16 protein-coding genes are annotated in these 15,430 nt (G+C 63.8%); 9 read left to right on the top strand and 7 right to left on the bottom strand.

All coding sequences use genetic code 11. From position 1 onward, the window contains the following. Positions 1-836 (bottom strand): prephenate dehydratase (locus tag ACKODO_RS00095; RefSeq protein ID WP_408981419.1); only part of this gene is annotated, 836 nt, incomplete at its 3' end. Between the two features lie 11 nt (positions 837-847). Further along, positions 848-1,582 (bottom strand): 3-deoxy-manno-octulosonate cytidylyltransferase, encoded by a 735-nt coding sequence (locus ACKODO_RS00090; RefSeq protein ID WP_408981418.1) that lies wholly within the window; start codon positions 1,580-1,582, stop codon positions 848-850. Between the two features lie 222 nt (positions 1,583-1,804). On the opposite strand from ACKODO_RS00090, the gene ACKODO_RS00085 reads away from it, so the two are divergent. From ACKODO_RS00085 to ACKODO_RS00050, 8 genes are all read left to right on the top strand, one after another. After that, complete coding sequence (locus ACKODO_RS00085; RefSeq protein ID WP_408981417.1) at positions 1,805-2,356, top strand: c-type cytochrome; 552 nt, start codon at positions 1,805-1,807, stop codon at positions 2,354-2,356. Positions 2,357-2,545: 189 nt separating this feature from the next. Next, positions 2,546-4,471, top strand: coding sequence for an extracellular solute-binding protein (locus tag ACKODO_RS00080; RefSeq protein WP_408981416.1), 1,926 nt, complete (start codon positions 2,546-2,548; stop codon positions 4,469-4,471). Continuing rightward, complete coding sequence (locus tag ACKODO_RS00075) at positions 4,471-5,574, top strand: microcin C ABC transporter permease YejB (protein WP_408981415.1); 1,104 nt, start codon at positions 4,471-4,473, stop codon at positions 5,572-5,574. The genes ACKODO_RS00080 and ACKODO_RS00075 overlap by 1 nt, the downstream gene beginning before the upstream one ends. Next, on the top strand, positions 5,567-6,736 hold the full coding sequence (locus ACKODO_RS00070; RefSeq protein WP_408981414.1) for an ABC transporter permease: 1,170 nt from the start codon (positions 5,567-5,569) through the stop codon (positions 6,734-6,736). Before ACKODO_RS00075 ends, ACKODO_RS00070 begins: the two co-directional genes overlap by 8 nt. A gap of 37 nt (positions 6,737-6,773) precedes the next feature. Beyond that, entirely contained in the window at positions 6,774-7,007 is a 234-nt protein-coding gene (locus ACKODO_RS00065) for a hypothetical protein (RefSeq protein ID WP_408981413.1), read from the top strand. Next, a complete protein-coding gene (locus tag ACKODO_RS00060) occupies positions 7,004-7,498 on the top strand; it encodes a type II toxin-antitoxin system VapC family toxin (RefSeq protein WP_408981412.1) in 495 nt (164 codons plus the stop codon). Before ACKODO_RS00065 ends, ACKODO_RS00060 begins: the two co-directional genes overlap by 4 nt. Beyond that, positions 7,495-9,117, top strand: coding sequence for an ABC transporter ATP-binding protein (locus tag ACKODO_RS00055; protein WP_408981411.1), 1,623 nt, complete (start codon positions 7,495-7,497; stop codon positions 9,115-9,117). The genes ACKODO_RS00060 and ACKODO_RS00055 overlap by 4 nt, the downstream gene beginning before the upstream one ends. Positions 9,118-9,236: 119 nt before the next feature. After that, positions 9,237-9,743: a TIGR02281 family clan AA aspartic protease gene (locus tag ACKODO_RS00050; protein WP_408981410.1), complete on the top strand. Its 507-nt coding sequence runs from the start codon at positions 9,237-9,239 to the stop codon at positions 9,741-9,743. Positions 9,744-9,749: 6 nt separating this feature from the next. Here ACKODO_RS00050 and ACKODO_RS00045 read toward each other — a convergent pair whose 3' ends face one another. Further along, positions 9,750-10,355 (bottom strand): HAD family hydrolase, encoded by a 606-nt coding sequence (locus tag ACKODO_RS00045; protein WP_408981409.1) that lies wholly within the window; start codon positions 10,353-10,355, stop codon positions 9,750-9,752. Between the two features lie 208 nt (positions 10,356-10,563). After that, the gene (locus tag ACKODO_RS00040; protein WP_408981408.1) at positions 10,564-11,583 is read right to left on the bottom strand and encodes an NAD(P)H-quinone oxidoreductase; all 1,020 of its coding nucleotides are present in this window, start codon (positions 11,581-11,583) and stop codon (positions 10,564-10,566) included. A gap of 103 nt (positions 11,584-11,686) precedes the next feature. Here ACKODO_RS00040 and ACKODO_RS00035 point away from each other — a divergent pair, with 103 nt between their 5' ends. After that, complete coding sequence (locus ACKODO_RS00035) at positions 11,687-13,138, top strand: FAD-binding oxidoreductase (RefSeq protein ID WP_408981407.1); 1,452 nt, start codon at positions 11,687-11,689, stop codon at positions 13,136-13,138. Here the strand turns inward: ACKODO_RS00035 and ACKODO_RS00030 are convergent. The 3 genes from ACKODO_RS00030 to ACKODO_RS00020 form a co-directional block, all read right to left on the bottom strand. Then, the gene (locus ACKODO_RS00030; protein ID WP_408981406.1) at positions 13,135-13,905 is read right to left on the bottom strand and encodes an ABC transporter permease; all 771 of its coding nucleotides are present in this window, start codon (positions 13,903-13,905) and stop codon (positions 13,135-13,137) included. The genes ACKODO_RS00035 and ACKODO_RS00030 overlap by 4 nt on opposite strands. A gap of 10 nt (positions 13,906-13,915) precedes the next feature. Then, positions 13,916-14,707: an ABC transporter ATP-binding protein gene (locus tag ACKODO_RS00025; RefSeq protein ID WP_408981405.1), complete on the bottom strand. Its 792-nt coding sequence runs from the start codon at positions 14,705-14,707 to the stop codon at positions 13,916-13,918. A 17-nt stretch (positions 14,708-14,724) separates the two neighbouring features. Further along, a partial coding sequence (locus ACKODO_RS00020) for an ABC transporter substrate-binding protein (RefSeq protein WP_408981404.1) occupies positions 14,725-15,430 on the bottom strand: 706 nt, incomplete at its 5' end.

Genomic DNA, 15,430 nt, shown 5'->3' with positions numbered 1-15,430 from the left:
ACTTCCTTGCGGTAGGGATGCGCCTTGTAGGTGCCGAGAATACGCAATTCCTTCGAGAAGAACGCGAGTTCCTCCAGCGCGAGCTTGAGGTTGCGATCCTCCGGATGCCCTTCCACATCGGCATAGAATTGCGTGGCCGAGAACTGGCCATCGACCATGTAGCTCTCGAGCTTGGTCATGTTGATGCCGTTGGTCGCAAAGCCGCCCATCGCCTTGTAGAGCGCGGCCGGCACGTTCCGCACCCGGAAGACGAAGCTCGTCATCAACGTATCCCGGCCCTGCGGCGCATCCTGTGCCTCCCGCGAGAGGATGACGAAGCGGGTCGTATTGTGCTTCTCGTCTTCGATATGCTCGGCCAAGATATCGAGGCCATAGACCTCTGCTGCGAGCCGGGGCGCGATCGCCGCGCGGGTCGGGTCCCCGGCTTCCGAGACATGCCGCGCGGAGCCTGCGGTATCAGCCGCCGTCACCGGCTTGATGCCGTGCTTACGCAGAAAGCGCCGCGTCTGCCCCAAAGCCATGATATGGCTTTCGGCGGTCTTGATGTTCTCGAGCTTCGCACCCTTCACCGCCATGAGGTGGAAATAGATCGGCAGGAAATGCTCGCCGATGATGTGGAAATTCGACTTCGGCAGCAGGTGGTGGATATCCGCCACCCGGCCCGCGATGGAATTCTCGATCGGGATCATCGCGAGATCGGCGGTGCCGTCGCCAAGGGCCGCGAAGGCATCCTCGAAGGTGGGGCAGGGCAAAGCCTCCCAGCCGGGATAGACCTCGGCGCAGGCGATTTCGGAATTCGCGCCGCGCTCGCCCTGGAAGGCGATGACCTTTTTCATGTTCTTCTCCTTCAGCGCCCGGCGATCAGCGCGCGGGCGCGCTCCAGATCCTCGGGCGTGTCGACGCCGAGCGGCACGGTTTCAACCACGGTGATGTCGATGCGCATCCCCGCTTCCAGGGCGCGGAGCTGTTCGAGCTTCTCGCGCATCTCCAGCGGGGACGGCGGCAGGCTCACGAAGCGGCGCAGGGCATTCCGGCGATAGGCATAGAGCCCGATATGGTGGAAGAGATCGCCTTCGCCGAACGGGGCTGTCGCGCGGGTGAAGTAGAGTGCGCGCATGCGGCCGGGGTTCAGCGGGGAGCCCACGGCCTTCACCACATGGCTCGCGGTCTTCTCCTCCTCGCGGCGAATGACGGCTGCGAGCGTCCCGATATCGACCGAAGGATCAGCCAGCGGCAGCAGCGAGGCCGCGATGATGCGCGGATCAATCGTGGGCAGGTCGCCCTGCACATTGACGATCACATCGTGCCGTCCGTCGGGATCGTAATTCTCCACCGCCTCATGGATGCGGTCGGAGCCGGAAGGGTGGTCGGTACGGGTCATCACCGCCTGCCCGCCGGCCCTCAGGACGGCCTCGGCGATTTCAGGCGCATCCGTCGCCACGATCACCGGGCCGATGCCGGATTCCACCGCCCGGTTCCAAACCTGCACGATCATCGGCTGGCCGCCGATATCGGCCATCGGCTTGCCCGGCAGGCGCACGGCCGCCATGCGGGCCGGGATGACGATCAGCGGGTCGGACATGAAGAAGGCTCCGCAAGCGGGCAAGGCCGGCACCGAGCGGCCAAAGGTAGCACGGTTGCGCGCGCTTATACGGGTTGCCTTCGTCCCTGAAAAGCGAGTATTCAGCCCCTCGATGAGGCGGATAGCGAAGTCCGCTTGACGGGGCGCGCGAAAACGTGAATGCCCCATTTCGGTCCGCCGGCATTGCGCCGGCCCATGGGACGTGCAGGCCGAGGGGCGAGCATGGGTTCGAATGAGATTAACAAGGTCGCCCGTGCCGTGCTCGGCATGCTGACTCTGGCGATGGGCATCGGCTTTCTTTCGGGGATGCTGGTGCATCAGAAGCCGATCACCAAGGCTGGCTATGAATTGCCCGAGCCCCAGGCAGAGACAGCGGTTGCCGCAGCGCCGGCGGCACCTCAGCAGGCCGAGCCGATCGCGAAGCGCCTAGCTTCGGCGAGCGCCGAGAAGGGTGCCACCGCTGCGCGCAAATGTGCCGCCTGCCACCAGTTCACGAAGGATGGCAAGAACGGCCAGGGCCCGCTCCTGTATAATGTCGTGGCCCGCGTGAAGGGCTCCGCGGCCGGGTTCAATTATTCGAACGCGCTGAAGGAGCGTGCGGCCAAGGGCGAGAAGTGGGATTTTGAATCCCTCGACGCCTTCATCGCGAACCCGAAGGCCTACCTGCCCGGCACCTCGATGAACTACGCGGGCATTGCCCGCCCGGACGAGCGCGCGGATCTGATCGCCTATATGCGTCAGCAGTCCGATTCGCCGGCTCCCCTCCCGCAATAATCGCCAGTCATTCGGGGGAATGTGGAGACAAGGCCGGGAAACCGGCCTTTTTTCATTTCTGTCTTCCGGCTCTTTCCATCGTCTTTGCTGCCCAAAAGCCAAGGCGGGCCTCTGGCCTTCACCGTTCCGCGCACCATAGTCTCGGAAAAGCTGCCGAAAGTGATTCGGCTGAACCGGGAGCATCGCACCGTGAGGGAAGATCCGATCGAGCTGGCCACCCGCCTGAGCCTGTCACGGCGCAGGTTTCTCTCCGGCGCGGCCCTCATTGGCGTTTCCACCCTGTTGCCGCATGAGCGCGCGGAAGCGCAGGGCGCGGATTCGGCGGGTTTCGAGCCAGAGAGCCACGGGATGTCCATCTTCGGCGATCTCAGATACCCCGCCGATTTCAAACATTTCGATTACGTGAGGCCGGATGCGCCCAAGGGGGGCGAATTCTCGACCCAGATCACGTCTCTCTCGGGCAACCAGAATTTCACGACCTATGACACGCTGAACATCTTTTCCATGCGCGGCAATGGCGCAGCGGGGATGGGGCTGATCTACGACAGCCTGATGACCGGTTCGCTGGATGAGCCGGATTCACTCTACGGCCTTGTGGCGAAGAGCGTTCGCCGCAGCACCGACGGCCTGCGCTATCGCTTCAAGCTCCGGCCACAGGCGCGCTTCCATGATGGCAGCCCGCTGACGGCGGCCGATGTGGTCTTCACGCTCGAAACGCTGAAGAGCAACAAGGCCCATGCGGGCTATCGCATCGCGCTGGAGCGCGTGCTCGGTGCCGAGGCCATCGCGCCCGACGAGGTCGAAATCCGCTTCGCGCCCAATCGCAGCCGGGAATTGCCGCTGGTCGCGGCCTCGCTGCCGATTTTCTCGAAGGCCTATTATGCCACACGGGATTTCGATGCCGGCACGCTCGAGAGCCCGCTCGGCTCCGGGGGCTACAAGGTGGACAAGGTGGATGTCGGCCGCTCCATCAGCTTCCGCCGCGTGGCCGACCATTGGGCGAAGGACCTTCCGGTCTCGATCGGGCAGGGAAATTTCGAGACCATCCGCTACGAGTATTTCCGCGATCGCGAGGCGGCCTTCCAGGCGTTTACCGCCGGCACCTTCACCTTCCGCGAGGAACTCACCTCGCTGATCTGGGCGACGCGCTACGATTTTCCCGCCATGAAGGATGGCCGCGTGAAGCGCGAGACGGCGGTGGATGGCCGCCCCTCGGGCACGCAGGGCTGGTTCATGAATACCCGCCGCCCGCAATTCCGCGATCCGCGCGTGCGCGAGGCGATGGCGCTCGCGCTCGATTTCGAGTGGGTGAACCGCAACCTGATGTTCGGATTGAGGAAGCGCACCGCCTCCTATTTCGAGAATTCGCCCATGAGAGCCGAGGGCAAGCCCTCGCCGGCCGAACTCTCCTTGCTCGAACCCCTGCGCGGCAAGGTGCCGGATGAGGTGTTCGGCGAGCCCTGGTCGCCGCCCGAGAGCGATGGTTCGGGGCAGGATCGCAACATCCTGCGCCGGGCCTCTCAGCTTCTGAATGCGGCCGGCGCCAGGCGCGGACCGGACAACATTCTGCGCCTGCCGGATGGCACGAAGATGGAGGTGGAATTCCTCGAATTCGACAATGCCATCAGCCGGCACACGGAATCGATCATCAAGAATCTGCGCCTGCTCGGCATCGAGGGGGCTATCCGGGTGGTTGATCCCTCGCAGTTCCAGAAGCGCCAGCAGGAATTCGATTTCGACATCCTCTCGGCCCGCTTCGTGATGTCGATGGCGCCGGGCGAGAGCCTGCGCGCCCTGTTCGGCTCGCAGGCCGCGAAGACACCAGGCTCGCGCAATCTCGCAGGGATCGCAGACCCGGCGGTGGATGCCCTCATCGAGGCCATCATCGCGGCCAGGACGCGCGAGGAGATCACCATCGCGGCGCACGCCTTTGATCGAGTGCTGCGCGCCGGGCGCTACTGGATTCCCGCCTGGCATACGGGCGAACATTTTATCGCCTTCTGGGACATGTTCGAGCGGCCCGGGCCCATTCCCCCCCTGGCCGGCTCGCCGACCAGCGTCGCCATGGCGACCTGGTGGCGGGATGCGTCCAAGGCGCAGAGGCTTGGACGCTGATGCTGGCCTATACCCTGCGCCGGCTCGCGCTGATGGTGCCAACCCTGCTCGGCATCCTTCTTCTGTCGTTTGTCATCATCCAGTTCGCGCCGGGCGGGCCTGTCGAGCGCATCATCGCGCAATTGCAGGGGCAGGATGCGAGCGGCGCGAACCGCGTGGGCGGTGGCGGCGGCGATATCGGGGCTGCCGGCCAGAGCGCCGGGGCGGGCGATGCAACCTCCAGCTATCGCGGCGCGCAAGGGCTCGACCCTGCCTTCATCAAGGAACTCGAGAGACAATTCGGGTTCGACAAGCCCGCGCATGAGCGCTTCTTCAAGATGGTGTGGGATTACGCCCGCTTCGATTTCGGGCGTTCTTTCTTCCGCGATGCCCGCGTGGTGGATCTCATCCTCGAGAAGATGCCGGTTTCCATCTCCCTCGGCCTGTGGATGACGCTGATCGCCTACGCGATCTCCATCCCGCTCGGCATTCGCAAGGCGGTGAAGGATGGTTCGGCCTTTGATGTCTGGACCAGCGGCGTGATTGTCGTGGCCTATGCGATCCCCGGCTTTCTCTTCGCGGTTCTGCTGGTGGTCCTCTTCGCCGGCGGTTCCTTCTGGCAGATTTTTCCGCTGCGCGGCCTCACCAGCTCGAATTTCGAGCAGCTCTCGCTGGGTGGAAAAATCCTTGATTACCTCTGGCACATCACGCTGCCGCTGACGGCGATGATCCTCTCGCAATTCGCGACACTGACGCTGCTCACGAAGAATTCGTTCCTCGATGAAATCCGCAAGCAATATGTGCTTACGGCCCGTATGAAGGGCCTGAGCGAGCGGCGCGTGCTCTATGGCCATGTCTTCCGCAACGCGATGCTGATCGTGATCGCCGGTTTCCCCGGCGCCTTCATCCACGCCTTCTTCACGGGTTCGCTGCTGATCGAGACGATCTTCTCGCTCGATGGCCTGGGGCTCCTCTCCTACGAGGCGACCTTGGGGCGTGATTATCCGGTGGTTTTCGCGACCCTCTATATCTTCGCGCTGATGGGCCTGGTCATCACGCTGCTGACTGATCTCACCTATACCTATATCGACCCCCGTATCGATTTCGAGGCGCGCGATGTCTGAACTCGCCGCCGATGATCGCGCGCCGCTTGCGCCGCCCGTGCCGGAAACGGGCGGATTGCTGGGCCGCTTCGTGAAGCTGTCGCCGCTCAACCAGCGGCGCCTCAAGAACTTCACCGCCAACCGGCGGGGTTATTGGTCCTTCTGGATCTTCCTGGTTTTGTTCGTCCTGAGCCTCTTCGCGGAATTCCTCGCGAATGACCGGCCGATTGTCGCGAATTACAAGGGCGAATGGCTGTTCCCCGTGCTGGTGGATTACCCCGAAGAGAAATTCGGCGGCTTCCTCGCCGTGACGGATTATCGTGACCCCGTGATCGCCGAGGAGATCAACGCCAACGGCTTCATGGTCTTCCCGCCGATCCGCTTCCATCATCGCACCATCAACCGCGACCTGCCGGTGCCGGCGCCGGCGCCGCCGACCTGGCTGCTCACATCCGAGCAATGTGCGGCAGCCGCGGCAAGAACCGGCGGCAGGTCCTGTCGGGATATCGAATGGAACTGGCTCGGCACGGATGATCGCGGGCGCGATGTCGTCGCGCGCCTGATCTACGGTTTCCGCATTTCCGTACTGTTCGGCCTCATTCTGGCGGTCTTCGCATCGGTCATCGGCATCGCGGCGGGGGCGGTGCAGGGCTATTTCGGCGGCAAGGTGGATCTGATCTTCCAGCGCTTCATCGAGATCTGGACCTCCATGCCGCTCCTTTACCTGCTGATCATCCTCTCGGCGGTGATCACGCCGAGCTTCTTCATCCTGCTGTTCATCCTGCTTCTCTTCAAGTGGACGACACTGGTGGGCGTGGTGCGGGCGGAATTCCTGCGCGCGCGGAACTTCGAATATGTGAATGCGGCCCGTGCTTTGGGCCTGGGGGATCGCGCGATCATGATCCGCCATATCCTGCCCAACGCGATGGTCGCGACGCTGACCTACCTGCCCTTCGTGCTGAATTCCTCGATCACGACCCTGACCTCGCTCGACTTTCTGGGCTTCGGCCTGCCGCCGGGCTCGCCCTCGCTCGGGGAATTGCTCCAGCAGGGCAAATCGAACCTGCAGGCGCCGTGGCTCGGCTTTTCCGGCTTCTTCGTCATCGCCACCATGCTCTCGCTGCTGATCTTCATCGGCGAGGCGGTGCGCGATGCCTTCGACCCCAGGAAGACCTTTGCATGAGATTTTGCTATGACCACCCCATGCAAGGAGTTTTCTCATGAACAGGATCATTCGCAATCATGTTCCGGCTCGCGATCTGCCTGAGAACTTGCGTGCTGACATTGCGCCCGATGCGCTGGTCACTGTCACGATCGAGGAAGAACGAAAGCCGCTCAGCATGGCGGAGCTGCTCTCCATGCTTGAGGGGGGGGCAATGTCCCGTGAGCGCGAACCGATATCGATCGAGGAGGCGGTTCGCCGTGTCCGCGCGTTGCGCGATGAGTGGGAATGACGCCTTTGTCACGGCCTCTCATCTATCTTGACACCAACATTCTTATCCAGCTTTTTGAAACGGGATATGAGGATCGAAAAATCATTCTGGGGTTGATCGCGGCGGCGAAGAGCAAAGCTTTCGTCACAAGCGAACTGACTTTGGCTGAACTGCTTGTCAGCCCGCTTCGCAACAGAGACGTTCAATTGATTAATCTTTATGAAAACTGGACCATCTCAAACCAGGTTCTCGAAGTTGTTCCGGTACAACGTGACATCCTTCGGCATGCTGCGATTCTGCGTGCAGAAAAACGGAGCCTGAAACTGCCCGACGCCATTCATCTCGGGACCGCCCTCGAAGCCGGATGCGATGTGTTCCTGACCAACGAGAAACGGCTTGAGGACGCGTATTCGATCTTCAGCCCTGCAGGCCATCGCTCCGTCGCTCCTCTGCAGGTACTTCAACCGGGGCCAGAGGTCATCGAAAGGCTTGTGGCAAGGGTTTCGGCATGACCGCCCTCCTCACGGTCGAAAACCTCGCGGTTTCCTTCCGGCAGGGCGGGCAGGAGAGCCTTGCCGTGCGCGGCGTCTCCTTCAGCCTCGAGAAGGGCGAGACGCTGGCCTTGGTGGGTGAATCGGGCTCCGGCAAGTCGGTCACGGCTCTCTCGGTGCTGGGCCTTCTGAACTATCCCGCGGCGCATCACCCCTCGGGCCGCATCCTCTTCAGCGAGGAGGGCAAGCCCGCGCGCGACCTCATCAATGCCGGCGATGCGGCCTTGCGCAGCGTGCGCGGCAACGCGATCTCCATGATCTTCCAGGAGCCGATGACCTCGCTCAATCCGCTGCACTCGATCGAGCAGCAGATCGGCGAAATTCTCTCCATTCATCGCGGTCTCTCCGGCGAGGTGGCGCGGGCGCGCGTGCTGGATCTGCTGCAGAAGGTGGGTATTCGTGAGCCCGAGAAGCGGCTCGGCGCCTATCCCCACCAACTTTCGGGCGGGCAGCGCCAGCGCGTGATGATTGCCATGGCGCTGGCGAACGAGCCCGCGCTTCTCATCGCCGATGAGCCCACCACCGCGCTGGATGTCACCGTGCAGGCGCAGATCCTCGCTTTGCTGAAGGATCTCCAGCGCGAAACCGGCATGGCCATGCTCTTCATCACGCATGATCTCGGCATCGTGCGCCGCCTGGCGCATCGCGTGGCGGTGATGAAGAAGGGCGAAATCGTCGAGCAGGGGAAGGTGGCCGAGGTTTTCGCCAACCCGCAACACGCCTATACCCAGGCGCTGCTGGCCGCCGAACCCAAGGGCGAGCCGCCCGTGCCGCACCCCGATGCGCCCGTGGTCGCGGAAGTCACGGATGTGAAGGTGCATTTCCCCATCCGCACCGGCTTCTTCCGCAAGGTCACCGGCCATGTGAAGGCGGTGGACGGCGTCTCGCTGCGCATCCGCAAGGGCGAGACGCTGGGTGTCGTGGGCGAATCCGGCTCGGGCAAGACCACGCTCGGTCTCGCAATCCTCCGGATGATCCGCTCGCAAGGGCGCATCGCCGTGCTGGGCCGCGATGTGCAGGGCCTTGGTTTTGCCGAGATGCGCCCGATGCGCAAGGCGATGCAGATCGTCTTCCAGGATCCCTATGGATCGCTCTCGCCGCGCATGTCGGTCGCGGATATCGTAGCCGAAGGCCTATACATCCAGGAACCGGGCCTGAAGGAGGCTGCGGCCCGCGAGCGCGTGGCCCTCGCGCTGGTCGATGTCGGGCTCGATCCCGCCGCGATGGATCGCTACCCGCATGAATTCTCCGGCGGCCAGCGCCAGCGCATCGCCATCGCCCGCGCCATGGCGCTCGATCCGGAATTCGTGGTGCTGGACGAGCCGACTTCCGCGCTGGACATGAGCGTCCAGGCCCAGATCGTCGATCTCCTGCGCGACCTTCAGGCGAAGCGCGGGCTCGCCTATCTCTTCATCAGCCATGATCTGAAGGTCGTGCGCGCGCTCGCGAGCCATGTGTTGGTGATGCGCAACGGCGTGATCGTGGAGGAGGGGACGGCGCGCGATCTCTTCGCGGCACCGAAGGATGAGTATACCCGCGCGCTTTTCCACGCGGCCTTCCAGATCGATCATCCGGCGTAAAACCGCGCCATCGCGTTGAGGCTTGGTTCACCGCAAGGCCAAGTCGTCGCCGCCTTCAACACATCCTTTGTCCTTTGCCGCGAGGCTGAGTCTCCGCATGGTTCAGGAAGGCGTTGTTCATGTCGTTTCGCATGATCTTGATGGTGGCGGGCGTGGCGATCGGCGGCGCCAACTTCGCCCATACGCTTGCCAAGCGGCAGAGCGAGCCGGCCGCACCCGAGCCGGTGAAGGTCGCTTCCGCCAACATGCCTGCCGCCCGCGTGGTGGCGCTGCAGGCCGATCGCCGCGGTCATTTCGCGACCGATCTCACGATCAACAACCGGTTCGTGAAGGCGCTGGTCGATACGGGCGCCTCGGTGGTCGCCTTCTCGCATGAGGATGCGCAGAAGGCCGGCATCCACCCCAGGCCGGGCGATTACGTGATCCCCGTGCAGACCGCGAATGGCGTGGTGCGGGCGGCGAAGGCGCGCATCCCGGAATTGCGGCTGCAGGGCATTGTCGTCCGGGATGTCGAGGCGACCGTGATGCCTCCCGGCGCGCTGAACATCACGCTTCTCGGCATGAGCTTCCTGAAACAACTCAAGAGTTTCGAGATGAACGGCAACACGCTCATCCTGAAGCAATAGGCGCAGTCAGATCGCAAAGCCGAAGCGCCGGACCTCCGCGCGCAGGTCGGTCTCGGGCGTGACATGGATCACGGAGAAACCGAGGGCCGCGGCCGAATCCACATTCGCGCGGCTGTCATCCATGAACAGGCAATCCTCCGCCTTTTGCCGGAACCGTTCGAGAAACACCCGGTAGATCGCGGGGTCAGGCTTCAGCAGCCGCTCTTCCGCCGAGACGACGCGGCCATGAAAGCGCGTGAGGAAGGGATAGAGCCTGCACGCTTCGCCAAAGGTGTCGGACGCGAAATTCGTGATCGCGTAGGTGGGTATGCCGGCGGCCAGCGCGTCCTCCAGCACCGCAACGTTCGGGGCGATCGCCTTCGGCACCATCATGTGCCAGTTCGCACGAAAGGCGCGGATCAGATCGGCATGATCCGGGTGAAGGGCGATCTGGATCGCCTCGGCCTCGCGCCAATCGCGTCCGCGATCCTGCTCGAGGTTCCATTCGGGCGGGAGGATTCGGGTCAGGAAGTGGCTGCGGGCCTCGCGATCCGGCAGGAGATCAAGGAAAGCAAGGTGAGGGTCATAGTGCAGCAGCACCTGACCAATATCGAATACCAATGTCCTGGGCATTCCATTCCCGTTCACTCGAATGGCACCTTAGAGCATCCGCCCGCCAAGTAGATACCGGTTGGCGGAAAAAGCGGATCCGAAAACAAGAACATAGAAAGCTTAAATCCATCAGATCGATTTGCGCTCTAGCGCATTTTCCGATCCATTGGCTACCGGTTGGTCGAAGAAAATGCGTGAAATCATAAGAAACGAGAGCGGACGGCCTCATTCAATCCGATCGGAGTCCGCCCTGGCAGCCCGCCACTTCCAGCATGATCTTGCCGCGATGGGCGCTGGATTCCATGCGTTCATGCGCGGCACGGGCCTCCTTGAGCGGCAACACCGTGTCGATGCGCGGGCGGATCGCGCCCTGTTCCACGAGCGGCCAGATTTCGCGCAGAACCGCCTCGACGATCTTCGCCTTCAGCGCCAGCGAGCGCGGGCGAAGCGTCGAGCCCGTGAAGGTGAGCCGCCGGATCATCAGGTGGCGGAAGTCGATCTCGGCCTTCGATCCCTTCAGGAAGGCGATCTGCACCAGCCGCCCCTCCACGGCGAGGCAGCGCAGGTTCCGCGCGATGTAATCGCCGCCCACCATGTCGAGGATCACATCCACCCCCTGCTGGCGGGTGGCGGCGAGCGTTTCCGCCACGAAATCCTGCTCGGTGTAATCGAGCGCCAGATCCGCACCCAATTTCCGGCAGAAGGCGAGCTTTTCCGGCCCCCGTGCCGTGGAAATCACGCGCGCACCGAGCGCCTTCGCCATCTGGATGGCAATGGAGCCGATGCCGCTCGTGCCGCCATGCACGAGGAAGCTCTCACCTGCTGTGAGGCGCCCGCGCGTCACCACGTTATCATGAACCGTCAGCACGTTTTCCGGCAGGGCGGCGGCTTCCAAGAGCGAGAGGCCTCTGGGCACGGGCATGGCGAGCGGCGCATCGACCAGCGCATATTCCGCATAGCCCCCGCCCGCGATGAGCGCGCAGAGTGCCGTGCCGACCGGCAGGCTTGCCCCTTCACCCGCCGCGACGACATGGCCGGAAATCTCGAGGCCAGGCACCTCCGGTGCGCCCGGCGGCGGCGGATAGCCGCCCGCGCGCTGCAGGCAATCCGGCCGGTTCACGCCGGCATAGGCGACCCTCACGAGAAGCTGGCCAGGGCCCGGCTTCGGAACCGGCCCTTCCGCGACCGCGATCACCTCCGGCCCGCCCGCCCCCCGAAAACGGATTTCCTGCATGGTCATGGGGATCATCGAAGGCTCCTGGGCCGGGTGGAGGAGTGACGGCAATCCGCGATTGCCTCGCCGCGCATTCGCCTTACGATGTCGCCGCTCGTCTCGCCCAAATCAAGACCGGATGACGACCATGCCTGCCGCCGATCTTCTCTCGCAGCTCCGCGCCATCGTCGGCGAGAAGCATGTGCGCGTCGCGGCGGAGGATCTCGCGCCATTCCTCGCAGAAACGCGCCGGCTCGCGAGGGGCACGGCCATCGCCGCCGTGGTGCCCGCGAACACGGCCGAGGTTTCTGCCGTGGTGAAGGCATGCCATGCGGCGGGCGTCTCCTTTCTGGCGCAAGGCGGGAATACGGGCCTCGTCGGTGGAGGCGTGCCCCATGGCGGGGTGGTGATTTCGCTGCAGCGCCTCAAGACCATCGGACCGGTCGATGCGGTCAATGCCGCGATCACCGTGGAGGCAGGCGCCGTGCTCGCCCAGGTGCAGCAAGCGGCGCGCGAAGCGGGCTTCCTCTATCCGCTCTCGCTCGCCTCCGAAGGCTCCTGCACCATCGGCGGGAACATCGCCTCCAATGCCGGCGGCACGGCGGTTTTGCGCTACGGCAACACGCGCGATCTCGTGCTGGGCCTCGAGGTGGTGCTCCCCGATGGCGCGATCTGGAACGGACTCTCGGCGCTCCGCAAGGATAATGCGGGTTATGATCTGAAGCACCTGTTTATTGGCTCGGAGGGCACGCTCGGCATCGTCACGAAAGCCGTGCTGAAGCTCTTCCCGCTGCCGAAAGCGCGTGCTACGGCCTTCATCGGCGCCGCGGGACCGACGGAGATCGTCGCCTTCTTCGCGCGGCTTCGGCAGCGCGCGGGTGACCGCCTCACGACTTTCGAGCTCATCCCGCGCTTCGGGCTGGAAATCGTGGTGCGCCATGCGCCGGGCGCGCGTGATCCCCTCGCGGCGCGGCACGCATCCTACGCCCTCGTCGAACTCACGAGCCCCGAGCCGAACGCCGATCTCGAAGCGCTGCTCCTCGAAGTGCTGGAACCCGCGCTGGAGACGGGCGAGATCGAGGATGCGGCCATCGCCGCGAGCGATAGGCAGGCCAAGAGCTTCTGGCATCTGCGAGAGAGCCTGTCCGAAGTCCAGAAGCATGAGGGCGCCTCCATCAAGCACGATGTCTCGGTGCCCATCAGCCGCGTCGCGGATTTCGTGATCGAAGCGGGTGCGGCCTGCGAGACCGAAATGCCGGGTTTGCGCGTCTGCGCCTTCGGGCATATCGGCGACGGAAACATCCATTTCAACCTCAGCCAGCCGGTCGGCATGGACGCCAAGGCGTTCCTTGGCGAGTGGCACCGCTTCAACCGCATCGTGCATGACGCGGTGGCGAAGCGCGGCGGGTCCATCGCGGCGGAGCACGGCGTGGGGCTCTTCAAGCGCGACGAACTCCCGCATTACAAGGACCCGGTGGCGCTGAAGCTGATGGAAACGCTGAAGCGAGCGCTCGACCCCGGGAACCGGCTGAACCCCGGCAAGGTCATCGCGCTCGGCGACGACCTGCCGGAATTCAAGCCCGGAGCTTAATTCGCCGCGAAGCCCGAGCGCTGAGCCCAGCCGGTCATGCGCCCCTCGATCCAGGCCGTGATCGCATACATCGCGACGCCGAGCACCGCGAGCGCAATGAGCGAGGCGAAGAGCAGTGGCACGTTGAAATCCGCGCTCGCGCGCGCCATCAGATTGCCGATCCCGTATTTCGAGGCGTTATATTCGGCGATCACCGAGCCGACATAGGCCAGCGTGATCGCGACCTTCAGCGAGCCGAAGAAATAGGGCATCGAGCGCGGAAGGCCGACCTTGGTCATGATGTCAAGTTTCGATGCGCCCAGGGCCTTGAGCACGTCCTCCGTTTCCGGTTCGATGGTCGCGAGGCCCGTTGCCACATTCACGACGATCGGGAAGAACGAGATCAGGAAGGCGGTGAGAACTGCGGGCATCCAGCCCACGCCGAACCAGATCACCAGGATCGGCACCACCGCGACCTTCGGAATCGCGTTGAAACCCACGAGCAGCGGATAGGTTCCGGCATGGACAATGCGCGAAGAGCCAAGCAGCAGCCCCATCCCCAGCCCGAATACCACGGCGATCGCGAAGCCGGCTAGGGTCATCCAGAGCGTGTGGAAGGAATGGAACGAGAGCTGCGTGCGGTATTCCCACATCGCCTTCGCCACCGAGAGCGGCGTCGGCAGAACGAAGCTCGAGACATCGAAGACGCGGCAACCCACTTCCCACAGCAGGAAGAAGCCGATGGTGAACACCCACGGCGCGAGCGCAATTTTCTGCTTCTGAGTCATGGGGATATCCTCAATGCACGCCGCGAGCTTCGCGGATATGTCCGCGCAGCTCATGCACGATTTCCGCAAATTCCGCCGAGAAGGTCACGTCGAGATCCCGCGGACGGGGCAGATCCACCTCGCGCTCGGCGACGATGCGACCCGGACGTGCGCTCATGCAGAAGACGCGATCGGCGAGAAACACCGCCTCGCGCAGATCATGCGTCACGAGGATGACCGTGAATTTCTTCGCGGCGTGGAGATCGCGGATCACGCACCACAATTCCTCGCGGGTGAAGGCATCAAGCGCGGCGAAGGGTTCGTCGAGCATCAGCAGGCGCGGCTCGTGGATCAGCGCGCGGCAGAGCGAGGCGCGCTGCTGCATGCCGCCGGAGAGCTGCCAGGGAAAGCGCGAGCCGAACCCTTTCAGCCCAACCTGCGCAAGCAGCGCCTCGGCCTTCTCGACATAGGCCGCCTTTTCCCGCCGAAGGCGCGAACGATGCGGCTCCACGATTTCGAGCGGCAGCAGCACGTTGTCGAGCGTCGTGCGCCAGGGCAGCATCACCGGGTTCTGGAAGGCCATGCCGGCCATCTTCACCGGGCGCGTCACCTTCTCGCCGCCCACCACCACGCTGCCGGCGCGCGGGAATTGCAGGCCGGTGGCCAGTTTCATCAGGGTGGATTTTCCACAGCCCGAGGGGCCGACCACCGCGGCGAATTCCCCTTCCTTCACCGCGATGGTCAGATCCTCGACGGCGAGAACGCCGCCTTCGCCGCCATAGACATGCTGGACATGATCCAGCCGGACGAATGCGTCGTTCACGCCACTCTCCTTGTCACTCAGTCGATCTTGCGATCAGCTGCGGCCGGCAGGAATTCGGCGCTGAACACATCCGCCATCTTCGGCCGGTTCTTGAAGGGCGCGGTGAGCGCGATCTGGTCGAGCGCTTTCTCGAAGCGCTCGGGGATGACCGCGCCGATGCCGTCCCTCTTCACGGTCGGGGTGAGAATATTCTGCTCGATCAGCATCTTGAGACGATCGAGTTCCACTTCCTGCTTCGCCACGTCATTGCGCTTCAGCACGGCTGCCGCACCCGCTGCCGGGTCCTTGATCACATCGCGCCAGGCCTTGGTGAAGGCGCGCAGGAACTTGCGGATCGCCTCCGGGTTCTCGGCCAGAAGCTTCGGCGAGGCCATGATGGCATTCCCGTAAAGCTCCACGCCGTAGTCGCTCATCAGCATGTTCACGATGTCGCTCTCGGGCACGCCGCGCGCCTTGAGATTGATGACCGAGGAAATCGAGAAGCCGAACACGGCATCCACCTCGCCGGTGGCGAGCATCGGCTCGCGCACGGGGAATCCGACATTCTCGAACTTCATGGTGCTCTGGTCGATGTTGTTCACCGCGCGCATGATCGGCCATTGCGCATAAGCCGCATCCGTCGCCGGCGCGCCGAACTTCTTGCCGTTGAGGCTCTTGAGATCGGTGGTGATGCCCTTCGACTTGCGCCCGATGATCGCGAAGGGCGGCCGGTCATAGACCATC

This window comes from Rhabdaerophilum sp. (genome assembly GCF_046092605.1).
Classification (GTDB): domain Bacteria; phylum Pseudomonadota; class Alphaproteobacteria; order Rhizobiales; family Beijerinckiaceae; genus Rhabdaerophilum.
Note: the sequence above shows the minus strand (reverse complement) of the source record. Positions and strands in the feature narration are given on the sequence as shown.